A 21865-nucleotide genomic window follows, 5' to 3' on the forward strand; every position below is an offset into this window, starting at 1 on the left:
CATCGTTGCTTGTACCGGCTGCACGCCACAACAAGCTTGGAATGACTGGGACATCCCCAGCTTCCAAGCCCAAAGCCGCTACTGGCAACAACACCCGCCAGTCCATTTATTAGTTGCAGGTTATCTAGGTTATGAGGGTCCCTCTGAAGAGAGTGAGGGCGAATTAACCTATGACGACCTGATCAATATGTTCCCCCAAGCCACCTGATGCAGGTGGCTTTTTCTTTTTGGATTCCATCATGAGCAACGATAAAACCATCGAATACGCCATCACCGCCGAGGCCGCAGGCTGGACAGCAGCCATGCAAAAGGTGCAGGAATCCAGCAAGGTCGCAGCCAAACAAATTCAAGACAGTTTTAAAGAAGTCCAAAACCAGATGGACAAACTGGCGTCCGCCTTTAAATCCGTCACATCCGTCATCGGTACCATGACCGCGATTATCGCGGGCGGTTCCGCATTCAAAGCAGTGATCAGCGAGTCTGTCGCATGGACAGGTGAAGCTAAAAAGCTCTCAGTACAGCTAGGCGTCACAACAGAGCGGGCAAGCGTCCTGATGGTCGCCATGCGCCATCTGGGTATCGACTCAGAAGTATTGACGATGGCCGCTGGCAAGATGTCCAAGCAGATCGCTACCAATGGTCAAGCGTTTGAGAAGCTAGGCGTCAAGGTCAAAGACAGCGCAGGCCAGTACCGCCCCACGCTCGACATCATGGGTGAGGTCAATGCCAAGCTCAAAGAGATTCAAAACCCGATTGAACAGAACATCGCGGGTACGCAGGTCTATGGTAAGTCGTGGAATGATGTGCGCGCAACCCTCAAGCTCACGACTGAAGAGATCAAAGCAGCCGAACAAAAGACCAAAGACTTAGGCTTAGTCGTTGGCGATGAAGGTGTTGCACAAGCCAAAAAATACAAAGAATCTATCAATGACATGAAGCTGGTCATGACGTCGTTAGAAGTCCAGGCAGGTAATGCTTTGCTGCCCACGTTTGTCAAGTTGGGCGGCTGGCTAAGCGGCGTCGGGCCCGTCGCTGGTAAGGCAACTGGAATGGTGCTGGAGTCGTTGACCAACATCATGCAGACGGTTGGCCAAACCGTCATGGAGCTATGGGAAATCATCCGCTCTGGCTTTAGCAATATTGGCGATCTAATCGCCAGCGTCATGGGCGGCGACGCTCCGGGCGCAATGGAGATTTTTAGTAACGCATGCAAGGTCGTCGAGATTGCGTTTGTCGGATTAAAGGTCAGCATCAATCTGGCTGTGGAAGTCATACAAGGCGTCATCGAGGCGCTGGTGGTACACATCATGCGCATGGCAGCAACGGTCGAACGTGCGTTGCATGGCGACTTCGCTGGCGCCAAAAAAGCATGGGCAGCCGGTACCGCAGAGATTGAGGAAATCGCTGCACGTCATGCTAAGAAAATGGTCGATATCGCCAGTGCTGCCAAAGACAAAATTGATGACATCGCGATGCGTCCGCAAAAGCAAACAGCCGACATCAAAGACAAAACCATCAAAGGCGGACCCACTTACGACTTTGGCGGTGATGACAAAAACGCCAAAGAAAAAACCCGCGTCCATGAGTGGGAGGCCAAGCTAGGGGCAGACAAAGACGGCTACGCTAAAGAACAAGCCATCGCGGGTACAGCGCGTGAGTACGATCACACGATGGAGCGTGATTATTGGAAAAATATTCTCGATACCGTCAAGCTCTCCAAAGAGGAAAAAGCTCAGGTAGAAAAGAAGTACTACGCAGAGACAGCGCTCATCCGCAAAGATGGTTTTGAAGCGGAAATGGCAGGCGAAAAAGCCAGCCTGGAGAACTACAAAAACAACCATCTAGCACGCTTAGACATCGCTCAAAAAATCTATAACGCCAATGTGGCGCGCTATGGCGCAGAGAGTAAAGAAGCCAAAGCCGCCATGGCTGAGATTTATAAAGAGCAACGCGCTTATGCAGAACAGTCACTGGCCACCAGCAAAGTGATCGCAGAAGCCAAGCGCAATGCAGAGTTATCTGGCATTGATGCTGCGGAGCAGGCAGCAGAATTGGCAGTGTCTTTGCATCAATCGACCAATGCCAAACTACTGCAACAGCAGGAGGAATTTGAGGCCAAACGCTATCAGATAAAAATGCAAGCGTTGATCGATCAAGAGCAGATGATGCGTGGATCTGATGAAGACCCCGTGGCACTGGCACAAATCCATTTGCAGATCGAAGCACTAGAGCAAGCGCATCAACAAAAGCTAGGTGCTATTCGTGGCAAGGCGGCGCAAGAGCAAAACAAATACACCACTGAGATGTACGGGAATATCCAGTCGGGCATGCAAAGCGTGATCGCGCAAACGCTGCAAGGCACGCTCACCCTCAAAGGCATGATGCTGGGCGTGTTTCAGGCAGTCACTAATGCCATTATCGACATGCTGGCCAAGCAAGCCGCTGAGTACGGCATGAACTTGATTTTAGAAAGACTGCTAGGTAGTACCAACGCAGTCAGTCAAGTCACGGCTAATGCCGCGGTGGCTGGTTCTGCCGCGTTTGCGTCTACCGCCGCAATCCCGATTATCGGCCCCGGATTGGCGCCTGCAGCAGCTCTGGCCGCCCAGGCTGGCGCAATGTCATTCGCACCCATCGCCGCATCAGCAATGGGCGGTTACGACATTCCAGCCAATCTCAATCCAGTTGTGCAGACGCATGCACGCGAGATGATTTTGCCGTCCAAGCACGCTGATGTGATTCGCAACATGGCAGACAACGGCGGTGGCTCGAGTAGTGCAATGCATTTCAATATCACGGCGATGGATGCCCAAAGCGTCAAGCGCCTGCTGATGAATGAGGGCGGGGCGCTGGTCAGTTCGCTCAAAGCACAAGCGCGCAATTTTAGAGGGATCACTAAATGAGTAATGCAGTCTTTCCGACGCTGGCAGGGCTGGCTTGGGGCAATACAAAAAAGCCCCAGTTCTCTACCCGCATCCAGCGCTCGGTCAATGGTCGTGAGTTGCGCACGTCGCTGATGTCGTCGCCGCTCATGACCTTTACGCTCAAGCATGAGTTTTTACGTGACCGCAATGTCAATGATGATCTGCGCTTGATTCAAGGTTTTTTTATGACTTGCCAAGGGTCGTACGACAGCTTTTTGTACACCGACATTACAGACAGCACAGTGACCAACCAGGTCATCGGATTGGGTGATGGAGCGCGTACGCAGTTCCAGTTGTTACGCGCCTATGGTGGCTTTCTTGATCCGGTCATGAACGTCAATGCAATCACCGATGTCAAGCTCAATGGCACGGCAACGGCATCTTATGGCATCGATACTTTTGGCATGATTACCTTTGTCACGCCACCAGCAGCGGGCGTTTCTGTCACCTGGACTGGCAGCTATTACTACCGTTGCCGTTTTGTGGATGATGGTGCCGAATTTGGCGGATTGATGAACAAGGTCTGGGAGCTGCGCACGATTGCGTTTGTCGGCTCACTCGGGGGCAAAATATGAAGTCCGCTAGCACAGCCTTGGTCAATTATTTAAACACGACGCGCCAGCTACTGATGGCGGATCTGTACACCATCACCTTGGTGGGTGGCTATGTGGTGCGCTACACCGGCGCTGATATTGATCTGGTCTATCAGGGCAACACGTTTAAAAAGTTCAACATCGCTCGCAGTCGCACAAGGTGCAGTGTCGGTGTTGAAGTTGATACGCTCAAGGTCACGGTAGACGCCTTGCCGATTCACTTGCTCAATGGGGCAAGCTGGCTCAATGCAGCGCAGCGCGGCGCGCTCGATGGCGCATCGTTGCAGCTCCAGCGGGTGTTTATGCAGACCTGGGGCGATACGTCTTTGGGTGGCGTATTGCTATTCCAAGGTCGGGTGTCAGATGTGCAAGTGGGTCGTACGCAAGCACAATTGCAAGTCAAGTCCGATCTGGAATTGCTCAACACAAAACTGCCGCGCAACCTGTACCAGTCTGGCTGCTTAAATACCATCTATGACAACGGCTGCGGGATCAACAAAGCATCAGCGGCGGTGTCCGGCATCGTCACAGGTGGCACGCTCACGACCGTGGGCGGCATACGCGTATTGACTGATGCCGCAAGCTCACCAGGTTCCATCACTGTCGGTAACAGCACCGGCGCGTATGACGTGATCGACAACCGCTTGTATGCCAGCGCGACCGGCTGGACGGATGACTACTTCACCCTTGGCACCATTCGTTTTAACAGCGGCGCTAATGCGGGTGTATTGCGGTCTGTGCGGCTGTTTAGCAGCAATGTATTCACCTTACAGATTCCGCTTGTTGGCTTGTGCCAGTCCGGTGATTCATTCACCGCGTGGCCGGGCTGCAATCGCACACTGGATTCCTGCATCGGCAAGTTTAACAATCGGCCTAATTTTAAGGGCTTCCCGTTTATTCCTTCGCCTGAGACAGTTCTATGAGCGATCAGATCAATCCAAAACGTGCGCAAATCGTTGCCGAGGCACAGACATGGTTGGGGACTAAATATCATCACCAAGGCCGCGTCAAGGGTGCTGGTGTGGATTGCGCGATGTTGTTGATTGAGGTTTATCACCGTCTAGGCTTAATCCCCGATATAGATCCGCGCCCTTATCCGCATGACTGGCATTTTCATCGTGACGATGAGCGGTACTTGGGCTGGGTCAAGCAGTATGCCAAGCCGGTCGATGTGCCCATGCCTGGCGATGTGGTGCTGTTCCAGTTTATGCGCTGCGTTAGTCACGGTGCCATCGTCGTGCAGTGGCCGCAGGTCATCCATTCGTACGTGACTGAAGGTGTCGTTTTAGCAGACGCATCATCCGGCGTGCTGGGCAAGCGGGTGCGTGGTTTTTATTCGTTAATTGATGAAGGTACTTTATGAGCGGACTAATCGGCGGGGGTGGCAATGCAGTCAATTCCACGTCACCCATTATCAGCTCCATGCGCTTGCAAACGTCCACGCGTGGCAAGCCTATCCCGCTGGTCTATGGCAAGACGCGTATCGCCCCTAACCTCATGTACTACACCGACTTTAAAGCCACTGGCCACACCACCAGCACATCCACTGGCGGCGGCAAAGGTGGCGGCGGTGGTGGGTCATCGACCAACACAACCTACACCTACAGCGCCACCATCTTGCTGGGGTTGTGCGAGGGGACGATTAATTACATCCCCCGCATCTGGCGCGGCAAGTCGATATTTCGGGGCAACTATGCCGACTCGCAAGATGTCGGCGTGGACTCAGAGGCACATCTGGTTGGCGCAGATGGCACCGTCACTTTAAACAACAACACCACGACCCCTGTCACACGCGTGCAGATTGAGCAGTCGTGGTCATAAATTTGGCACTAATGGGAGCAAGCATATGGGTAGCGGTCGCATCACGTTAGGACCAGGTGATTACACCCAGAGCGGCAACGTCATCACGCTGCTAGACAGCAGCTTAGTGGGTGAGCAAGTCTGGGTGTCGTACAAATACAAAGTTGGCGCAAGATCAAGCGACGCACTGGGGCAAATCGGTTTAAGCCTGTTCAATGGCAGTTATCAGCAAGTACCTTTCGGAAGCGTGCAGACCACGCACCCGACCGAGGCACTGGGCTATCGCGGTACCGCTTATGTCGCGGGTGCTGCTTACGATCTCGGCGACAATGCAGAGCTGCTGAATCACGCGTTTGAGATCGATACACAATCGGGATTTTCTAGCGAGATACGGGACGCCTGCCCCAAAGATATTCTGATCGACTTTTTAACCAACCCGCATTATGGCGCTGGGTTCCCCGCTGACAAGTTTGGCGATCTGGATATGTATCACCGGTATTGCGTGTCGAACTATTTATTTTTCAGCCCGGCCTATTTAGAGCAGGCGCCAGCGCATGAGATGTTGACGCGTCTCATGACGCTCACCAATTCCGGCATAGTGTATTCAGAAGGACAGTTAAAAATCATCCCTTATGGCGACGTACCTGCCGCCGCGAATGGTTTGACGTATACGCCGAATCTCACGCCGATTTACGATCTGACCGACGACGATTTTTTAGCCGACGGTACTGATCCAATCACCGTCACTCGGACGACCAATGCCGATGCGTTTAACCAAGTCCAGATCAAGTTTTACAACCGGGACAACAGCTACAACGACGAAGTCATGCCAGCGCAAGATCAGGCCAACATCGAGTTATATGGATTGCGTGCCAGTGACGTGATGGACGCGTATGAGATTTGCGATGCAGGCGTTGCCAGACAAGTAGCACAGCTACTTTTGCAGCGATCGCTTTACATCCGCAACACGTACGAATTTAAATTGGGCTGGAGCAAATGCCTGTTAGAGCCGATGGATTTAGTCACCTTGACTGATCCCGGCTTAGGCTTAATTAAAACGCCAGTCCGCATTATCAGCATTGAAGAGGATGAGGTTGGTGAGTTAAGTGTGGTGGCAGAAGAATTTCCAAACAACGTGTGCAACGCCGCACGTTACCAAGTCCAGCGGGCGGCTGGGTATCAGACCAATTTCAACATTGCACCTGGTCACGTCGTACCGCCAATTATTTTTGAACCACCAGCCGAACTCACTGGTGGCAAACTGCAACTATGGTGCGCGGTCACTGGGCAGTCCACGATGTGGGGCGGTTGCACGATCTGGGTATCGTTAGATGGCAATACGTATAAGCGCTTTGGTGTAGTTGAATCCGGCGCGCGCTATGGCTATTTAACATCGGCATTAAACACAACCGACGGATCTACATTTAATTTAAATCTGGTCGGTAACGGCGGACATTTATTGTCCGGTACCTCTGACGAAGCCAAGGTCGGTGCAACAGCATGTCTGGTCGGTGATGAGTACCTTGGCTATACCAACTCAACGCTGGTAGACGCCAACAGCTATAAGCTGGATGGCTTGCAGCGTGCAATGTATTCGTCCACCAAAAAAGTACACATGCCGACAGAACGGTTTGTCAGGCTAGACGGTGCGATATTTAAGAGTGAGGATTTGCTAGACAGTTACATCGGCAAGCAATTGCACTTTAAATTTACATCGCACAATGTGTATGGATCTGGCTATGAGGGCTTGGCAGATGTGGCAGCTTATACCCCACCTGCAGGTGTCAGTGGCACGGCGGCGGTAGATGGTAATTACTACGCCAATTCAAGCACTGCAGCGGATGCATCAAGCAGCTTGACGTACTACGCACGGTCGAATGATAGTGTGATGTCAGTTGCGGATTCGCAATACACTGCGCACTCCAATATCGTTGCCAGTGCATCGTCCGGCATCAATTATTACGCTACCAGCAATCCGTGGGTGGGTAGCAATGTCGATGTGCCGTATTACTCGCGGTCAGATGTATTTGTGGGCACGGCGGTGGATGTACCGTATTACGCCAATGCCAGTCAGTTGGCGCAATCTGCAGTCAATGTGGCGTACTACGCTAACGGCCAAGTCATACCCGGCACATCAGCCAGCACGCCGTATTACTCCAGCACCGGCGCGTTGCAATCCGCTGGCAGCAACGTGCTGTATTACGCCAATGGCGCGTCGATCACCACGCCTGCAGGCAATGTCACGTACTACGCCAACGGCACTACGTCAGCGCAAAATACTAGCGGTGTGGCGTATTACGCTAATGGCGTCCTGGTGTCCGGTACCGCGATTGATGTGCCGTACTACAGCAATACCAATCCGTGGTTTCAGTCATCAGTCAATGTGCCTTATTACAGCAATGGTGTCTTGGTCAACGGCTCTACTTCCGGTGCTGCGTATTATTCAAATGGCGTTCTGGTTAGCGGCAGTAATTCTGGCGCTGCGTATTACAGCAATGGGGTGTTGATCAATGGATCAAATTCGAATACACCGTATTATTCCAACGGTGTATTAGTGAATGGGAACGGATCAAACATACCCTATTACAGCAATGGCGTTTTGATCAATGGATCGTCGTCGAATACACCTTATTATTCGAATGGCGTTCTGGTCAACGGCACTGGATCAAATACGCCTTACTACAGCAATGGCGTGCTGGTCAACGGGTCATCATCAAGCACGCCGTATTATTCAAACGGCGTGCTGGTGAATGGCGGTGCAGCGGGATCGTCGTACTACGCAAACGGGGTGCTGGTTAATACCAATGCCAGCAATTCTAGCTACTACGCCAGCTCAACGGCGCAGTCAGAGACATCGGCTGGGTCGCTGTATTACGTCAACAGTGATGGTGGCGCAGCGGCCTATGCGGCGGGTTCTTACTACGCACACTCTGACGCTGCTAAAGAGTCACTAGGCGACGTGCCGTCATACTCGTATGTCGTCAAAGGACCAGCGACAACGACCGCCCCGCAAGGCAGTGTCACAGCAGCGGGTGCGCTGGCGATGACCTTTACTTTGACGGACACTGGCGCTGTTATTTTGACGGTCAATTCACCGCCGGATGCATCGATTAAAAATTATGAAATGCGGGATTATTCAGCGGCGACTTTCCCAGAGTCGGCGCTGGTCGCGGTATCTGACGCGCAGAATAATTTTTATCTGAACTTTGCCAATTTGCTCGGCAAGACCTTCCGCGTACATGGTGTGTATGTGGCGGGTGGGTATGCCGTCAAAGAAGCGACGATCTCGTTTTCATCCGGAGGCTTGGCGGCGATTGGCTCAGTCAATTGGAGTATCGAAGAGCCAAACATGAAGTTAGTCTGGCCAGCGGTACCGGATGCAGATCAGTACGCGGTCTACATCGAAGAGGGCGGCGTGACCCGCTTCTATCATCAGACAGCGACAGAGCTACGCATACCGATTCCTAAGTACGCGTTGAATGTGCGGATCATCGCAGTCGCTGTTGATGGGCGCGTCTCTGCGCCATTTGATAAGTCGATTGGCATCACTGGTCTATACAAGCTAAATGAGATCGTCAACGTGCCAATTAGCGTCGGCACAGGCAACTTCTCTGGCCTTGGCCACATCGGTACAACGGCGGTAGAGCGGCCAGATTTGCTGGGACCATCACAAATGGTATTCCCGATTGCGGACAGCGATTCTGCATCGCTTTATGCGTTCGGTTACAACCTGGACACCACGCTAGGCACAGTGCTCGATACCGTGCCTGGCGCATGGTTCCGCGATGGATTCTGGCGCGTAAAAAACGGGTACTACGAGTCACCACCGTATGACCTGGGCGTGTTTTTAACCGGCACGATTAAAGCGTCACTGACAAAGATAGTCGAGTTTCACGGTGATGCGGGTACTAGCTTCCAAGGCGTTCTTGGTGATTATCTGGCCGAGTACACAGGCTTGCAAATGGAAGATCCACAAGCGTTTTTATCAGCCAAGCTATACATCACATCCGACCCGCCACAAGCAGCTAATTGGGCGGAAGTGATCGAAGGCCAACCCACTGCCGGGCGCTACATCAAGCTAGTCATAGAAGCCCTGAGCGTGGGGCCATTAACGCGGGTGCGCGTCACGTCAGGCGCGATCACCTTAGATGTGCCTGACCTCACTCAAACAGGCAGCGCCAGCATGACCAGCGCCACGATGTTTGTTGGTTTGTCTAAATTTAATGTGGTCAGCACCGTACTGGCAACACCCAGTTTATCGGCGCGTATGTGGGTCACCAACGTGACTAAAAGCGGCTTTACGCTCAACACCGATTCGTCCACGTTTCCACTGGTGGCTAATTATTTTGTGAAAGGATATTAAATGGCTTTTGATCCAACCAAGCCCGCAAAAGCGCAAACCTACGGTGATGCGCTTTTGAGTACGCAAACCAATCTGGGCGCGCTTAACGATGCACAAAACGCGCACATGGCGGATGAGCTGGCACATAACTTAACGCCACTCAGGCAATCGCGCACGGACTTTATTGCCCATGCGGTAGACACCGAGGCGCACGGCCTGACAACACAAAAAGCACGTATCACTGCGCTGGAGTCAGAGACGATTGCATCAAGGGGCAGTATGCCTTCTGTGGCATCGCGCCTCAGTGTTGGCTTGCTGGCATCTGGTGCGGTGCGGCTAGCGAGTATTGCAAATAAGTGGATTACGCCTGGCGATGTTCCAGCCTTCGTCAACACCACCACGTTCACCGTGACGGGTGATCGTCGTGGCGTGTTTATCGCTGGTGCTAATCTGCGATTTACGGTCGCTGGCCAGCTGGTGTACGCACCCGTCACGTCAAGCAGCTTCGCCTCTGGCGTGACGACGGTGTTGCTTGATCCGGCTTATCCCGTCCTGACCAGCGGACTCAGTGGCACGTTAGACCTAGCACTGATCGCTTTTGATAACAACATCGCCAGCGCACTGGCAACCACCAATGCCAGCCTCACACTACTGACCACCCAGATGAATAATCTGATGGTAGAGCAGATCGAGGATTGGTTACCCGGCAAGCCAGCGGCATCCGCAGTGATTAAACGGTTTATCTCTGCCAGACCGTTCTCAATACCGATCAGTGCGGCGGGTAGCCAGTGCAAAGCAGTCACCGCCGCCACTGCCAGCACTACGTTCAGCATGGCAAAAAACGGCGTGACGTTTGGCACCATCGTGTTTGCGGCGGCGGGTACCGTTGCCAGTTTTACCGTGGCGGCATCCACCACGTTTGCAGCTGGTGACATGCTGGCCATTACAGGGCCAGCAACGCAAGATGCGACGCTCGCCGATATCGTTTTCTTCATTAAGGGGATTCTGCAATGACAGAGCCAGAACTGATTACCGCGCTGACCAATGCCAGCGTGGACGCCCGCGCATCGCTGGCATTTTTGGCGCAATACGCGGGGGCAAACACCGATGTCACTTTGACGCTAAGCAACGGCTGGACATTTACCATCCCCGGCATACAAAAGCAGCGGGCGCAAACGACCACGGATTTTGCCGCGCAAAAGCTCGCCTTCACGCAGGACTTCGGCGGCGCGATCTCTGCACAAACGATCACGCGCAATGCGTTCGGCATCATCCAGACCGTACGCACCACCTTCGCCAGTGGCTATCAATTACAGCATGACTATGCGCGTAACACGGCTGGACAGATTGCGACCATCACAGTCAATATTTACGATGCGCTTAACAACGTCTTGGCAACCGTTGTAAAAAATATCGTCCGTACTAATGGTCTGGTGACCAATATCAACTAAGGATTTGATCATGTTAGAAGCGGTTATTTTAGATTTACTCGAGCAGCAAAATGCCAGCGTGGTACCCACGATACGCTCGATTAAAAACACATGGAATGCGCAGGGCGATGGATCGGTGGTGGGTACGACTGCAGAGTTTATTAAGAACTATATGAATCTTAATTCGACATCGTATTCAGTGCCAATTGTCACAACTCGCTCTGGAGGCGGTGGCGGACGGCATCCTCAATGGACTGTCACTGCTGCACGTTGGTTTTTACAGCTGCCTAGCTCTGGAAGTGGGTTGTTATCGATGTCGTTTGATCCGGTGACCGAGACGTTTTCAACTGAGGATTCAGTGCGCGGCTTGGATATGATTCAAGAAGACAATTCTGGTGTGATTTGGGCGATCAGTAACAAGTCAGGCTATTACGGGCTTTGGAAGCGCACAGGTGTTGGCGCATGGACGAATGTGCTTTCAGATTCTGCATCTGGCGCGTACATGATGAAGTGGACAAACGGTAGTTTGTATTATCGTAGCCAAGCAGGTAACTGGTACATTTTATCGAGTGGTGCAGCGACTCTGACCACTGACCCTGGCACAGCCTATTCGGCTTGGTATCAGTACAGTACTAGCACACCTTTTGGTCACTACCGTGGCTTCCATGTTGACCTTACCAACGGCGTTGGTAGTCTTCCGATTGACGATATTGCAGCGACAACTTACTCAGAATCCACGGACGCATTTTATATTTGGAAGTGGCCTGACAAAATCCGTTTGATGAAAAAGCCCAAGATTTTGTTTGATGCAAAAGCGATGGTGCCAACGGGTAAATACATTATGTACTACCCCGTCGTCAACAGTAATTACACCTTGGCGATCTTGTGCAACGACGTGTCGGCATCGACCGGATCGTATCTGGAATGTACAGCGGTTATCCAAAACTGGAACGCAGGCACAGAACAGTATCTGGGTAAATGGCAAGTCGCCATGCCGTCGGCCATTTGGGCTGCAACCAGTGTCGCCGTGCCGTTTTGTCCGGTAATGGCAATCCAAACGGCGGGCATCATCAAGCTGTATCACTTCGGCCAAACGCCTGTTGGCGCCACCCAGTTTGGCTTTATCCGTCAGGACATCGACGCCCGTATATTCATCTAAGGATCATCATGACGATAACTAACAGAAACGGCGTGATCATCGTTGATCTGCCGGACTTCCAGCTACATCAAGAGGGCAACCCACAAACAGGCTTGCCCTTCACGTCTGAAGCGGATGCGCAAGCATGGTTAGACGGCGTGCTGCCAAAGCTGCAGGCGGACTTGGCCAAGCAGCTGACCACCGCGCCGGTGATTGATCTGGCAGCTGTCCAGCAGCTGCGTTTTGATCGCCTCATGGCAATCAACGCGCAATGCGAGGCGGCGATTGAGCAAGTCAAAATGACGTACCCGATCACCGAGCGCGAGACATGGGACATTCAAATCGCAGAGTCTCACGCGTACCAGGCTGATCCGGCAAACGCCATCACCCCATTCCTGACCGCGCTGGGCGATACGCGCAGCGAGACAGTGGCTTCGCTAGCGGTCAAGGTGCTGGCCAATGAATCAGCGTTAAAACAATTCAGCGCGCGCAATATCGGCAAGCGTCATTTATGCGAACGGGCATTGAAAACGATTGCCGATACCGACCCGGATGCACCCGAGAAAATTGCCGCCGTAGCGTGGTCTGAATAAGCCGGTGTTTGATCAAAAAAACACTCACATCACAACCCGCTTCGGCGGGTTTTTTATTTAAAGGAAGCCAATGCCCATCGACAGAGAAGCAGAGAAAGAGGCAATAAAAGAAGCGCTGCAAGAGTGGCTAGATAAGCAGTTCGCCATCTTCGGCAAATGGACGATTGCAGGCTTAGTTGCGCTTGCTTTCGCGGGACTGGTGTACATCGCATTGATAGGGCAGGGGTGGCATAAATGACTAATTTTGAAGTGAGTATTAACCGGCTGCTAAAAAGTGAGGGCGGCTACACAAGCAACCCAAACGATCCGGGCGGCGAGACCAACTGGGGAATCTCAAAGCGAAGTTATCCCAATTTAAATATCAAGGACTTGACGCGCGACCAGGCAGTCGCGTTGTACAAGCGTGATTTTTGGGATCGCTTAAAACTAGAAAATCTGCCTTTGGGTGTCGCTTACCAGATCCTAGATTTTGCGGTCAACAGCGGCGCAGGCGTGGCAATCCGTACGCTGCAAAAAGCGATTGGCGTAGCGGACGATGGAGTGATTGGCGATCACACGATGGCTGCATTCAAGGCTATCGAGCCACATGACTTGATCATGCGATTCACTGCCGAGCGCATGATCTTTATGACTAATTGCGCAGGCTGGCCAACATTTAGCAAGGGCTGGATGCGTCGCCTGGCAGCTAACTTAAAAATAGGAGCTGATGATGTTTGACAAACTCGGCGCGTTTATCAATCTGTTTCGCAAAGGTAGCGAGGTCGCTAATGTCGAAGCTTGGAAAACTGGCCAGATCACTGGCACGGTCGTGGGTGCGCTCATCATCGCTATCGTCAACGTCGCTGCATCGCTGGGGCATTCATTGCCGATCGATGTCGATACTGCCAACCTTATTGGTGGTGGCATTGTTGCCGCTGCTAACGTCGTGCTTACGGCTACCACTTCTACGCGAGCCGGACTACTGCCAGCAAAGCCCGCAGATCCAGCTCCAGTCGAAGATCATTCAAGCCCAGCGCCAGTGCCAGCAGTGGCAGCAACAAAACAACCAGCCGCTGTGCAGCCTGTCCGGCACGCCCGCAACGGCGACCCGCTCGATGGGCTTGACACAACCTACATCGGTTGACGTTGTAAAAAATTATGCGCAGTCAATCGACGGCGTGCAATTGCAGTACAAGTGCAAGACGTTTTAAAGCAGTACCCAAAGAGCAGTACAACCTACCCGCGCCCAAGAGGCGTTTTTTTTCGTCCATTTTTAGGAGCATCACATGCAACAACTATTAATTCTTCTGCAAGCCATCCACTTGATCATGCCGCTGATCCTCGACGCATTCAAGATCGCAGAAACCGCCTTCCCTGAGTCCGGTACCGGGCAAGCCAAGCTAGAAGCCGCCCGCGTGTTTATCTCAGAGAACTTTAATAAGATCGAAGGGGTGACATTGAATTTGGAACAGTTATGGCCGCAAGTCCAGACTGTGCTGAATGCTATTGCCGCTGGCAAGAAATTGCTGAAAGCTTAAGCAAAGTAAAAATATCCGGTTAACTAAGAAAATTATTTTAGTTAACTGGATTTTTAGAATATTCGCTCAGATTCGCAACTAAAGCAGCGCAAGCCAAGCCGGTGCGCTTGTCAATCGAAACGGGCTTTCCAGTTGTGCGCGACATACCATTGATCCAGTCTTTATATGCTGACAAGCCAACACCAAGCGTTTCTGCCGCCTGGGCTTGTGTGTAGCCCATTTGGGATTGCCAACCGCGAAGATCATCAATAGTCATGATGCGACCCACTCAGCAGCTTCACGCGCAAGCCGCATAGAACGAGCAAGCAAGTCATGTTGAGGAACGCCCCGCGCAAACTCAAATGCTTGCCAAGCTTCAAAGGTATCATCGCAAGTCACCCAGCCGAGATCATCATCAAACTCAAACGCAAGGCCAGAATCATGCACACGTCGATTACCTATTTGATGCCAGGCATGGTGCCAGTTATAGTGCTTGTTGGTCATGCTGTCCAGCCTGTTACAGATTTGAATAATTCCAACGTCAGATCGCCGCTCTTGCCAGCCCAGACGGGCGTCTCAGACTGCTGGGTGATGTGGGTTGTTTTATTACTCTTCGTAGCTTGATATCCGGCGCCCTTCGCAAGGGCAACTTGATCATCTATTCCATGAAATCCAACAGCGACCCAGCCAGTAATGTGGGCGCGGCCAGCTTGATTGACGATGACGTTTTGATTGCGGTCAATAACGATACTCATGAGATTCCCCAAGTAAGCCCGCCGAAGCGGGCGGGTTGATTATTTCGATACCGAATTCAGGACGGCTTCCAAGTCTGCCCAAGATTCAAATATCCAAGCCTTGTTTTCACCGTCGAATTTAGCGCCAGCCGCTTTCAAGGCATCTTTGATAGGGAAGGTATTGCCGATCAAGCCAGGGCGACCATAACCAGAAGCGCCTTTGAGTGCTTCGCCAGCTTTGCAGCCGATGGACGCAGCCAATGTGTTGATGGATTCTTTACCTGAGATATTTGCTACGAACATTTTGATTCTCCTCGGAGAGCCATCTACCGGATGGTGTCGTTCTTCAGCGATGCGCTGTCGATATATGAATAATAGTTCAAATTGAACTAATGCGCAAATACTATTCGAATTATTTTTATTTATTCATTTGAGCGAATCTGAAAATAAAAAAACCTGCATAATGTACTGATTATTTATACAGTATCTTACGCATGAATATCTATTTAATAAGAATGCGACACAACGGGGTCGAAGTGCCTAAAAAATCGTTGTTTGATCGCTACACGGGCATCAGCAAGGGCGAGTTGGCAATCTTTGACAAAATGGATCAATCATTGCGCCGGACGGTGCGCATCGCAGAATTGTCAAACACGAACTTGGCTGATAAAAAATCCATTTTTCTGTTTGAGCCGCACATCGTCTGGATGCAAGAAAAAAGATTTGTCTTAGCTGGCTTTGAGCGAGTGCAGGGCGCTGACCGTGTTGTTGATTACGCACAGTCTTGGCTTTGTATGACTGAGTTGCCGCCAACGCCTGAGCAGCGTCGATAAGATACTAATGGTTCCTATATTCACCACAAGGTTCAATTCCCGTTATAATTTCACAACGGGAAAAAGTGGGTTTTATTAATTTATTTTATGGTTCCCCAAAATTTACCCGGGGCGTTGATAAGTTCATGTTTATAAACATGTTTCTTTTCCGGCCTCGGGCACCAATTGTACGTTTCAGGTAGTACCAGCAAGAACATAAAACCGCATCGCTCACTATGAGAATGCGGTTTTTTTGTTTCAGGACGTGCCAGCAGATTCCTTGACAGCCCACGTTTTTGACGGTATCAGTGACGGTATACCGGAAAAAATCCGATACCGTAAAAACCGTATACCGTCAAAACTGCCAGATTTTGGCGGTATTCGATCAATCCTCATAGGGAGATCGTCCATCATGCCTAAGCTCATTACCCCTTTGACTGACCCAGCCCTGAGAAATGCCAAGGCTAAAGATAAGCCGTATAAATTGTCTGATGGCGGCGGTTTATATTTGCTGGTCAAACAAGATGCTAAGTATTGGCGTATGGATTACCGCTTTAATGACAAGCGCCTTACCTTGGCGTTTGGTAAATACCCTGACGTGTCGCTATCTGCGGCCAGAGCTAAGCGTACCGATGCCATAGCGTCAATTATGGCTGGTATAGACCCCAGCGAATCACGCAGGGCGGCAAAAGTTGAAAAAACGGAGCAAAAGGAAGCCGACAAGCGAGAATCAGACGGATTGCCTATTGTTGGCTCGTTTGAAGAGATCGCTTTGATTTGGGTTGATGAGGCGTTTAAAGAATCCTCTAAAAGTCACAAGATGCGGGCAATGGCTTATCTAAAAAATGATTTGTTCCCTTATTTGGGCAGATTGCCTATGGCTGATATTGAGCCACCTGATTTATTGAAATGTTTGCGCCGTATAGAAGATAGAAAAAATAAGCAAGGTAACCCCGTGACTGAAACCGCTAATCGAGTGCGTGAACTGATGGGGCAGCTATAGCGCTTTGCTATTGGTAGAGAGGGTTCCTTGGTCAAGCGTGATATCGCAGCTGATTTAAGAGGGCAGTTGAAAGCCCATAAATCAAAGAACTTTTCTCACATTACAGACCCTATCGTGCTAGGACAGCTTTTGCGCGATGTAGAGGGCTATGGTGGCGCTCCGGTGACTGTGGCTGCATTGCGATTGCTGCCCTTGCTGTTCACGCGACCTGGTGAACTTAGAATGGCACGCTGGCAGGACATTAACCTTGATGCATGTGAGTGGCGCTACCATGTCGGCAAGACTGATATAGATCATATAGTCCCGCTTGCCTCACAAGTCGTCGCACAGTTACGTGCTTTGCAGCCGCTTACTGGTATGGGTGAGTACGTATTTGGTGTGAGGGCAGGACAGCGCCCCTTATCTGAGATCACAATCAACCAAGCCCTTAAGACACTAGGGTATGGCAGTGACATCATTCACCCGCATGGGTTTAGGCATACAGCGGCGACCATGTTGGCAGAGCAAGGCTGGGACACAAATATGATAGAGAAGCAGCTAGCCCACAAGTTAAACGGTGTGAAGGGCGTATACCAGAAAGCACTGTATTTAAAAGACCGGCGTAAGATGATGCAGGCATGGGCAGACTATGTTGACCAGATCAAGAAGGGGGCGATTATCATCCCGATACGCACCGCTTAGCCAATACCAGTAAGCCAATACCAGCCGCCTGACCAGCGGCTTTTTTATGGCTGTGCGTAAAATCTCTAGGTTCCTTTTTGATGCTTAGGACTGCGGGCGCGTAGAGCCCGAGTTTTGCCCAGATGTTTTTTAGCAGCCTACTTCCTTCCTTTGATCGGCAACTCAGCTTGGTCGCTCTAGTAATTTCCAAGGTACTTTCTCAGCACATTGCACTGCGGGCGCGTAGAGCCCGGATTCTCGCTAGTGAGCTAACTTGGCAGGGGGCTATAAAACTATCCTAAGAGGGCAAAGCAGATGATGGCGACAGCAATGCATAAAATAAAAATCCTAGCCGACACAAAAAGCAGGTGTTACGGTGTTACAGACAAGGTAACAGGCTGGAGAGTAAGGCTAGGCTTAGTTCTTGCTGTAACACTTTATATATAAATAGGTGTTACAAAGGTGTTACGGTAGTGTTACAGCTAGATATTCTTAGGCGTTTCCTCTGCCCTTGCAAAGCAACGCCGGTGGCACGTTGTACCTTTCTTAGGTTTGTAGTTGGTGGCTTGATGCTGGACTTGCTGGAACTGTTTGAAACCAAGCGCGAGCGGGTTTTCTGGTGCACCACACCCAGCGGCGCATTGATTAAATCCGTCTATGACGTATAATCAAGCAATGCATACAATATCTGAAACAGAAATTTTCCAACGTTATGCAGATCAAGTATGGTCTGAAGCTGAGCGCATGGAATTTATTAACTGGATTGCGGTTAACCCATTGGCTGGCGATGTCATACCAAATTCTGACGGCTGCCGAAAGGTTAGATGGAGCCGCGCCGGTATGGGAAAGCGTGGTGGTGTACGGGTAATTTATTTTAATAGTAACGATGCACATATCTGGTTATTAATCGTTTATGCGAAAGCAAAATTTGATAATCTGCCAGCGCATTTTTTAGCCAATTTAAAGAGTGAGGTAACAAATGGATAAGGAAACGGAGCAATTCCAAAATGATCTTCTGGAGTCGGTAAGGCAAATGAAGAAGGGAAAAGCGGCAAGAGTTACACAAGTAACCCTATCGCCAACGTCTGAGGCTCGCGCCAAGGTGGGCATGTCGCAAAGTGCATTTGCCAAACTGCTAGGCGTATCTGTGCGCACCTTACAGGAATGGGAACAAGGCAGGCGCAAACCCTCAGGGGCGGCGCAAACCTTGCTGACTATCGCACAGCGCCACCCAGAATATTTGCAAGAATTAGCCGCTGGCTAATTAGACATGCTCACTACAGACACCCGCGCCAGCGTTTGGGATGCTATAGCAGACACACCAGAGCAAGCCGCTAATATGCGCACCAGATCAGAACTGATGCAGCAGATAGCCGCTATCGTCAAAGACAAAGCATGGACGCAGACAGAGGCAGCCAAGCAGTGCGGTGTGACCCAGCCGCGTATAAATGACCTTTTACGTGTGCGCGTGTCTCGCTTCTCACTTGATGCACTAGTCAACATTGCAACCGCTATTGGGCGGCGTGTGCATGTTGAACTGGAGCGAATAAATCATGGATAAGGAAACGGCGCTATGCCAAAGAAAATTAAACCACGGCAATTGATACCATTGCCAGCAGATGAAGAAACTCCTGAATGGGATCTGAATAAACATTTTTGGATAGAGGATATTTTGACACTGAAAAATCGGACATCCCTGATTAATTCGCTAAATGGTATTTGGCCGAAAAAATTTAGCGACGTTGAGAAAAATGCATTTTTGGATTCTGCAAATAAGGGCTTAAATTGGTGGAAGCATAGTAAAAAAGCCACTTTTCAACGTGCAACACCAGCACAGCAGCGCAAAGACCTTGCCGCTATTGCTGATACTGTAACCAAGCTAAAGCAACAACTAAAATCCTTGGAAGGTGAGGCAGTTCAACAAGCTGATTTTGCTTTTATGAATGCTAAATATTTGACGAATCCACCATTTGAATTGCTGCGAAAACAGGAATACGGGCTTCATGTAGGTTCACTATTTTTCAACACATGGATTCAACTTAGTGACTTAGAAAAAGTTCTGATATCAGCCGCAAATCGCATCCATGTAGACGTTGGCTATCGACCAGAGAACTATGCAAATGACGTCATCGTTAATGAGCTAGGACTTTACTGGAGAAGAAAAAAAGGGAAATTTCCACCACGAACTAAAACCGGATGGTTTGCAAAATTCGTTGAAGAGCTAGGAGAAACCATCAATCTTAATTTGTCGATTGACATGGCTGAGCGCTGCATCGAAGTCATGGAAAAAGTAGACAAAACCATCAGAGATGAGGCAGCCGAATTTAAAAAGACGGGTTAACCGGTCAATTTGTTTTAGTAAACCGGATTTATTAATCCCGTAAGAAAGACCACCATTCGCCTTGTTGTAGTGCCACTCCGTCGCTACCAAACCCAACAAGGGCGAATATGCAAAATCAATCCAGTCTCTCCTCAAAACTACTACGCCTTCCTAGCGTGCTAGATCGTGTTGCCTGTTCCAAAACTGAGCTGTACCGAAAGATGAAATCAGGTGAATTTCCTGCCTCTGTTCGTCTTGGTTCTAAGTCTGTGGCTTGGCTGGAATCAGACATCGATGCTTACATTCAAAAGCTGACACAAGGGGCGGCAAAATGAACAACATCCTATCTAACGCCAGCAACATCATTGCTGTTACTAACGCGCATCTGCAAACCCATTCTAAGGTGTGTGTCGAAGAGAACATTGATACCACTACCTTGTTTGAATACGCATCAAAACTGTATGCGCAATTGTTGGTTGATACCTGTGCAATCGGTCAACCCGTACCTGATTCTGGTATTGCTTTTACCTACCAAGGGCGACTGTTTTTTTACAAGCTGCAAGGTCAAAAAATGATGGTAATTGATGATCTGGGCTATTTGATAATAGAAGGAGCTACACAATGAATCTCAAGCAAAACAAAACAATTCATACCGCACAGCCGGGTTATTTTGTCCTTGAGTTGGCTTATGGTGAAAATGGGGATTTACCACATGGGATTGTCCACCATCCAGTAATTGCATGGGCAATCGAAGATAACCCAGAAGACCCGTATAACTTTTTAATTCCAGATGCAATTCTTTTAAGTGGCAGCGTTGAAGCTGGTGACGGCTATCTGATGAATGCACCAATTTTATGCCCAGATGGATTTATTTGTATGGGTATGGATGAACAATGGGAAAGTGAGCGAGATTACTTGAGCGACTGCATCAGAAAAAAACAAGAAGAGTTGCAATATAAGGCGGAACAAAAGGCGGCTGAACAAGCGAAAGCAAAGGCGAAGTTTCCATCATGAAAAAACGACCCCTTGCAATCCAGCCAAACAAGGTTTACTCTTCGCTTGTCGCAAAGAAAAATGCGACCGAGTTTGACAGCTTGAATTACCTACAGCGCACGAACGGCGCAATGCCGTTTTTTTACGTGTGTCTACCTTTGTTGCGCCTTCTATGGTCGGCAATGGTGGGGAGCCTTCGGGCTGCCGGATGCTGTAGGTTCCGGTCTGTCAACCCTGCTATTTGCCGCCCACCCCGTTTGACAGCGGGGCGCGGATTAACCGCTACCTACGGAGGCCATCATGCCTAGCAACGCCACACCCAAAGCACCCAAAACAGCCTCAACCGATTTTAAACAGCTAGCCTTAGACCGCAGCTATGATGCCCTGTGTATGGCTGAGTTTGGACAATCTGCCGTCGGTGACCTCATGGCGATATTAAATGCCATTACCAAGTTAGGGCAGTCTGAATTAGCCTCTGGCAGTGATGTCATATCCCGACTTGCCAAAGTGGGTGCACAGTTGGCTGATACGCATTATCAAACCCTAGATGATACGGTGGTCGAGATGCGTAAAAAAGTGACTGCCATCGAGGAGTTACGTCATGCATAAATCAACTGACACAGCCTTCCTACAACAAGCGACATTACCTAATTTGTCCGGTGTGCATTTACCACCTATGGCATTGGCAATTGATGCCCGTTATCAGTTTGCAGTGGACTGTGGCGCTTATGCCGCGATGATCTTTTTTGAAGAGCATCCAGACATTGCTTTGCATACCCACTTGCCCGCTTCTCTGGCATGTTTTCAGGAGAACTTGGGCCACCGTGTTGCTGGTTTGGAAGTGGCTATTCATGGCAGAGATCAGCCTGTCATCGATGCGTTTGTAGCGGGCTATCTGGGGCGCATACAGCAAGAATTGCGCGCCATGCACACAGCACCGCAAAGCGCCCGTCACGACGACGAACCCGCCTACCACTAACAGGACATTCATCATGCAAATTAAAGCTGCTATAGGCAGTAAGGGCTT

Annotated in this window: 31 protein-coding genes; 27 read left to right on the forward strand and 4 right to left on the reverse strand. The window is 50.4% G+C overall.

Going from position 1 to position 21865, the window contains the following annotated elements; genetic code table 11:
• Positions 1–239 precede the first annotated feature (239 nt).
• The 14 genes from RGU72_RS05350 to RGU72_RS05415 all read left to right on the forward strand — a co-directional run bounded on the left by RGU72_RS05350 (position 240) and on the right by RGU72_RS05415 (position 14337).
• Positions 240–2903, forward strand: a complete 2664-nt coding sequence (locus RGU72_RS05350; RefSeq protein WP_322118745.1) for a phage tail tape measure protein — start codon at positions 240–242, stop codon at positions 2901–2903.
• Positions 2900–3499, forward strand: coding sequence for a DUF2460 domain-containing protein (locus RGU72_RS05355; protein ID WP_322118746.1), 600 nt, complete (start codon positions 2900–2902; stop codon positions 3497–3499). The genes RGU72_RS05350 and RGU72_RS05355 overlap by 4 nt, the downstream gene beginning before the upstream one ends.
• A complete protein-coding gene (locus RGU72_RS05360; protein WP_322118747.1) occupies positions 3496–4440 on the forward strand; it encodes a DUF2163 domain-containing protein in 945 nt (314 codons plus the stop codon). Before RGU72_RS05355 ends, RGU72_RS05360 begins: the two co-directional genes overlap by 4 nt.
• Positions 4437–4880, forward strand: a complete 444-nt coding sequence (locus tag RGU72_RS05365; protein ID WP_322118748.1) for an NlpC/P60 family protein — start codon at positions 4437–4439, stop codon at positions 4878–4880. Before RGU72_RS05360 ends, RGU72_RS05365 begins: the two co-directional genes overlap by 4 nt.
• Complete coding sequence (locus RGU72_RS05370; RefSeq protein ID WP_322118749.1) at positions 4877–5338, forward strand: hypothetical protein; 462 nt, start codon at positions 4877–4879, stop codon at positions 5336–5338. The genes RGU72_RS05365 and RGU72_RS05370 overlap by 4 nt, the downstream gene beginning before the upstream one ends.
• Before the next feature lie 25 nt (positions 5339–5363).
• Positions 5364–9680 carry a phage tail protein gene (locus RGU72_RS05375; RefSeq protein ID WP_322118750.1) on the forward strand — a complete coding sequence of 1439 codons (4317 nt, stop codon included), beginning with the start codon at positions 5364–5366 and terminating at the stop codon, positions 9678–9680.
• Positions 9681–10673: a hypothetical protein gene (locus tag RGU72_RS05380; RefSeq protein ID WP_322118751.1), complete on the forward strand. Its 993-nt coding sequence runs from the start codon at positions 9681–9683 to the stop codon at positions 10671–10673.
• Positions 10670–11110 (forward strand): hypothetical protein, encoded by a 441-nt coding sequence (locus RGU72_RS05385; RefSeq protein WP_322118752.1) that lies wholly within the window; start codon positions 10670–10672, stop codon positions 11108–11110. The genes RGU72_RS05380 and RGU72_RS05385 overlap by 4 nt, the downstream gene beginning before the upstream one ends.
• A 10-nt stretch (positions 11111–11120) precedes the next feature.
• A complete protein-coding gene (locus RGU72_RS05390; RefSeq protein WP_322118753.1) occupies positions 11121–12248 on the forward strand; it encodes a hypothetical protein in 1128 nt (375 codons plus the stop codon).
• 8 nt (positions 12249–12256) lie between these two features.
• Positions 12257–12820, forward strand: a complete 564-nt coding sequence (locus RGU72_RS05395; RefSeq protein WP_322118754.1) for a hypothetical protein — start codon at positions 12257–12259, stop codon at positions 12818–12820.
• Between the two features lie 70 nt (positions 12821–12890).
• Positions 12891–13058: a hypothetical protein gene (locus RGU72_RS05400; protein WP_322118755.1), complete on the forward strand. Its 168-nt coding sequence runs from the start codon at positions 12891–12893 to the stop codon at positions 13056–13058.
• Positions 13055–13537 (forward strand): glycoside hydrolase family 108 protein, encoded by a 483-nt coding sequence (locus RGU72_RS05405; RefSeq protein WP_322118756.1) that lies wholly within the window; start codon positions 13055–13057, stop codon positions 13535–13537. The genes RGU72_RS05400 and RGU72_RS05405 overlap by 4 nt, the downstream gene beginning before the upstream one ends.
• Positions 13530–13943 carry a hypothetical protein gene (locus RGU72_RS05410; protein ID WP_322118757.1) on the forward strand — a complete coding sequence of 138 codons (414 nt, stop codon included), beginning with the start codon at positions 13530–13532 and terminating at the stop codon, positions 13941–13943. The genes RGU72_RS05405 and RGU72_RS05410 overlap by 8 nt, the downstream gene beginning before the upstream one ends.
• Before the next feature lie 142 nt (positions 13944–14085).
• On the forward strand, positions 14086–14337 hold the full coding sequence (locus tag RGU72_RS05415; protein WP_322118758.1) for a hypothetical protein: 252 nt from the start codon (positions 14086–14088) through the stop codon (positions 14335–14337).
• A gap of 37 nt (positions 14338–14374) precedes the next feature.
• Here the strand turns inward: RGU72_RS05415 and RGU72_RS05420 are convergent, their stop codons facing one another.
• Genes RGU72_RS05420 through RGU72_RS05435 form a run of 4 tightly spaced genes read right to left on the reverse strand, consistent with a single transcriptional unit; the run spans position 14375 to position 15353 of the window.
• Complete coding sequence (locus RGU72_RS05420; protein ID WP_322118759.1) at positions 14375–14593, reverse strand: helix-turn-helix transcriptional regulator; 219 nt, start codon at positions 14591–14593, stop codon at positions 14375–14377.
• Positions 14590–14820, reverse strand: a complete 231-nt coding sequence (locus RGU72_RS05425) for a hypothetical protein (protein ID WP_322118760.1) — start codon at positions 14818–14820, stop codon at positions 14590–14592. Before RGU72_RS05425 ends, RGU72_RS05420 begins: the two co-directional genes overlap by 4 nt.
• Positions 14817–15071 (reverse strand): hypothetical protein, encoded by a 255-nt coding sequence (locus RGU72_RS05430; RefSeq protein ID WP_322118761.1) that lies wholly within the window; start codon positions 15069–15071, stop codon positions 14817–14819. The genes RGU72_RS05425 and RGU72_RS05430 overlap by 4 nt, the downstream gene beginning before the upstream one ends.
• 39 nt (positions 15072–15110) lie before the next feature.
• Positions 15111–15353 (reverse strand): hypothetical protein, encoded by a 243-nt coding sequence (locus RGU72_RS05435; protein ID WP_322118762.1) that lies wholly within the window; start codon positions 15351–15353, stop codon positions 15111–15113.
• Positions 15354–15544: 191 nt separating this feature from the next.
• Here RGU72_RS05435 and RGU72_RS05440 point away from each other — a divergent pair, with 191 nt between their 5' ends.
• From RGU72_RS05440 to RGU72_RS05500, 13 genes are all read left to right on the forward strand, one after another.
• Complete coding sequence (locus tag RGU72_RS05440; RefSeq protein WP_322118763.1) at positions 15545–15883, forward strand: hypothetical protein; 339 nt, start codon at positions 15545–15547, stop codon at positions 15881–15883.
• 391 nt (positions 15884–16274) lie between these two features.
• Positions 16275–16865: an Arm DNA-binding domain-containing protein gene (locus RGU72_RS05445; RefSeq protein WP_322118764.1), complete on the forward strand. Its 591-nt coding sequence runs from the start codon at positions 16275–16277 to the stop codon at positions 16863–16865.
• 114 nt (positions 16866–16979) lie between these two features.
• Entirely contained in the window at positions 16980–17546 is a 567-nt protein-coding gene (locus RGU72_RS05450) for a site-specific integrase (protein ID WP_322118765.1), read from the forward strand.
• A 506-nt stretch (positions 17547–18052) separates the two neighbouring features.
• Positions 18053–18193: a hypothetical protein gene (locus RGU72_RS05455; RefSeq protein WP_322118766.1), complete on the forward strand. Its 141-nt coding sequence runs from the start codon at positions 18053–18055 to the stop codon at positions 18191–18193.
• Positions 18183–18512, forward strand: coding sequence for a transcriptional regulator (locus RGU72_RS05460; protein WP_322118767.1), 330 nt, complete (start codon positions 18183–18185; stop codon positions 18510–18512). Before RGU72_RS05455 ends, RGU72_RS05460 begins: the two co-directional genes overlap by 11 nt.
• Positions 18505–18789, forward strand: coding sequence for a helix-turn-helix domain-containing protein (locus RGU72_RS05465; RefSeq protein ID WP_322118768.1), 285 nt, complete (start codon positions 18505–18507; stop codon positions 18787–18789). Before RGU72_RS05460 ends, RGU72_RS05465 begins: the two co-directional genes overlap by 8 nt.
• Before the next feature lie 6 nt (positions 18790–18795).
• Positions 18796–19086, forward strand: a complete 291-nt coding sequence (locus RGU72_RS05470) for a helix-turn-helix domain-containing protein (protein ID WP_322118769.1) — start codon at positions 18796–18798, stop codon at positions 19084–19086.
• A 12-nt stretch (positions 19087–19098) separates the two neighbouring features.
• Positions 19099–19866 carry a hypothetical protein gene (locus tag RGU72_RS05475; RefSeq protein WP_322118770.1) on the forward strand — a complete coding sequence of 256 codons (768 nt, stop codon included), beginning with the start codon at positions 19099–19101 and terminating at the stop codon, positions 19864–19866.
• A gap of 107 nt (positions 19867–19973) precedes the next feature.
• On the forward strand, positions 19974–20180 hold the full coding sequence (locus tag RGU72_RS05480; protein WP_322118771.1) for a helix-turn-helix transcriptional regulator: 207 nt from the start codon (positions 19974–19976) through the stop codon (positions 20178–20180).
• The gene (locus RGU72_RS05485) at positions 20177–20470 is read left to right on the forward strand and encodes a hypothetical protein (RefSeq protein ID WP_322118772.1); all 294 of its coding nucleotides are present in this window, start codon (positions 20177–20179) and stop codon (positions 20468–20470) included. Before RGU72_RS05480 ends, RGU72_RS05485 begins: the two co-directional genes overlap by 4 nt.
• Positions 20467–20859, forward strand: a complete 393-nt coding sequence (locus tag RGU72_RS05490) for a hypothetical protein (protein ID WP_322118773.1) — start codon at positions 20467–20469, stop codon at positions 20857–20859. Before RGU72_RS05485 ends, RGU72_RS05490 begins: the two co-directional genes overlap by 4 nt.
• Positions 20860–21138: 279 nt before the next feature.
• Complete coding sequence (locus tag RGU72_RS05495) at positions 21139–21447, forward strand: hypothetical protein (protein WP_322118774.1); 309 nt, start codon at positions 21139–21141, stop codon at positions 21445–21447.
• Positions 21440–21817: a hypothetical protein gene (locus tag RGU72_RS05500; RefSeq protein ID WP_322118775.1), complete on the forward strand. Its 378-nt coding sequence runs from the start codon at positions 21440–21442 to the stop codon at positions 21815–21817. Before RGU72_RS05495 ends, RGU72_RS05500 begins: the two co-directional genes overlap by 8 nt.
• The last annotated feature ends 48 nt before the right edge of the window (positions 21818–21865 follow it).

Origin of the sequence: Undibacterium sp. 5I1 (assembly GCF_034314085.1) — a bacterium.
Classification (GTDB): Bacteria; Pseudomonadota; Gammaproteobacteria; order Burkholderiales; family Burkholderiaceae_D; genus Undibacterium.

Excerpts from the sequence above, each read along its gene's own strand:
- RGU72_RS05415 (WP_322118758.1), top strand. The coding sequence starts at position 14,086 with ATGCAACAACTATTAATTCTTCTGCAAGCCATCCACTTGATCATGCCG.
- RGU72_RS05390 (WP_322118753.1), top strand. The coding sequence starts at position 11,121 with ATGTTAGAAGCGGTTATTTTAGATTTACTCGAGCAGCAAAATGCCAGC.
- RGU72_RS05425 (WP_322118760.1), bottom strand. The coding sequence starts at position 14,820 with ATGACCAACAAGCACTATAACTGGCACCATGCCTGGCATCAAATAGGT.
- RGU72_RS05350 (WP_322118745.1), top strand. The coding sequence starts at position 240 with ATGAGCAACGATAAAACCATCGAATACGCCATCACCGCCGAGGCCGCA.
- RGU72_RS05495 (WP_322118774.1), top strand. The coding sequence starts at position 21,139 with ATGCCTAGCAACGCCACACCCAAAGCACCCAAAACAGCCTCAACCGAT.
- RGU72_RS05460 (WP_322118767.1), top strand. The coding sequence starts at position 18,183 with ATGACGTATAATCAAGCAATGCATACAATATCTGAAACAGAAATTTTC.
- RGU72_RS05380 (WP_322118751.1), top strand. The coding sequence starts at position 9,681 with ATGGCTTTTGATCCAACCAAGCCCGCAAAAGCGCAAACCTACGGTGAT.
- RGU72_RS05440 (WP_322118763.1), top strand. The coding sequence starts at position 15,545 with ATGAATATCTATTTAATAAGAATGCGACACAACGGGGTCGAAGTGCCT.
- RGU72_RS05500 (WP_322118775.1), top strand. The coding sequence starts at position 21,440 with ATGCATAAATCAACTGACACAGCCTTCCTACAACAAGCGACATTACCT.
- RGU72_RS05365 (WP_322118748.1), top strand. The coding sequence starts at position 4,437 with ATGAGCGATCAGATCAATCCAAAACGTGCGCAAATCGTTGCCGAGGCA.
- RGU72_RS05395 (WP_322118754.1), top strand. The coding sequence starts at position 12,257 with ATGACGATAACTAACAGAAACGGCGTGATCATCGTTGATCTGCCGGAC.
- RGU72_RS05400 (WP_322118755.1), top strand. The coding sequence starts at position 12,891 with ATGCCCATCGACAGAGAAGCAGAGAAAGAGGCAATAAAAGAAGCGCTG.
- RGU72_RS05360 (WP_322118747.1), top strand. The coding sequence starts at position 3,496 with ATGAAGTCCGCTAGCACAGCCTTGGTCAATTATTTAAACACGACGCGC.
- RGU72_RS05430 (WP_322118761.1), bottom strand. The coding sequence starts at position 15,071 with ATGAGTATCGTTATTGACCGCAATCAAAACGTCATCGTCAATCAAGCT.
- RGU72_RS05475 (WP_322118770.1), top strand. The coding sequence starts at position 19,099 with ATGCCAAAGAAAATTAAACCACGGCAATTGATACCATTGCCAGCAGAT.
- RGU72_RS05410 (WP_322118757.1), top strand. The coding sequence starts at position 13,530 with ATGTTTGACAAACTCGGCGCGTTTATCAATCTGTTTCGCAAAGGTAGC.
- RGU72_RS05485 (WP_322118772.1), top strand. The coding sequence starts at position 20,177 with ATGAACAACATCCTATCTAACGCCAGCAACATCATTGCTGTTACTAAC.
- RGU72_RS05480 (WP_322118771.1), top strand. The coding sequence starts at position 19,974 with ATGCAAAATCAATCCAGTCTCTCCTCAAAACTACTACGCCTTCCTAGC.
- RGU72_RS05445 (WP_322118764.1), top strand. The coding sequence starts at position 16,275 with ATGCCTAAGCTCATTACCCCTTTGACTGACCCAGCCCTGAGAAATGCC.
- RGU72_RS05435 (WP_322118762.1), bottom strand. The coding sequence starts at position 15,353 with ATGTTCGTAGCAAATATCTCAGGTAAAGAATCCATCAACACATTGGCT.
- RGU72_RS05490 (WP_322118773.1), top strand. The coding sequence starts at position 20,467 with ATGAATCTCAAGCAAAACAAAACAATTCATACCGCACAGCCGGGTTAT.
- RGU72_RS05375 (WP_322118750.1), top strand. The coding sequence starts at position 5,364 with ATGGGTAGCGGTCGCATCACGTTAGGACCAGGTGATTACACCCAGAGC.
- RGU72_RS05370 (WP_322118749.1), top strand. The coding sequence starts at position 4,877 with ATGAGCGGACTAATCGGCGGGGGTGGCAATGCAGTCAATTCCACGTCA.
- RGU72_RS05465 (WP_322118768.1), top strand. The coding sequence starts at position 18,505 with ATGGATAAGGAAACGGAGCAATTCCAAAATGATCTTCTGGAGTCGGTA.
- RGU72_RS05420 (WP_322118759.1), bottom strand. The coding sequence starts at position 14,593 with ATGACTATTGATGATCTTCGCGGTTGGCAATCCCAAATGGGCTACACA.
- RGU72_RS05470 (WP_322118769.1), top strand. The coding sequence starts at position 18,796 with ATGCTCACTACAGACACCCGCGCCAGCGTTTGGGATGCTATAGCAGAC.
- RGU72_RS05405 (WP_322118756.1), top strand. The coding sequence starts at position 13,055 with ATGACTAATTTTGAAGTGAGTATTAACCGGCTGCTAAAAAGTGAGGGC.
- RGU72_RS05385 (WP_322118752.1), top strand. The coding sequence starts at position 10,670 with ATGACAGAGCCAGAACTGATTACCGCGCTGACCAATGCCAGCGTGGAC.
- RGU72_RS05355 (WP_322118746.1), top strand. The coding sequence starts at position 2,900 with ATGAGTAATGCAGTCTTTCCGACGCTGGCAGGGCTGGCTTGGGGCAAT.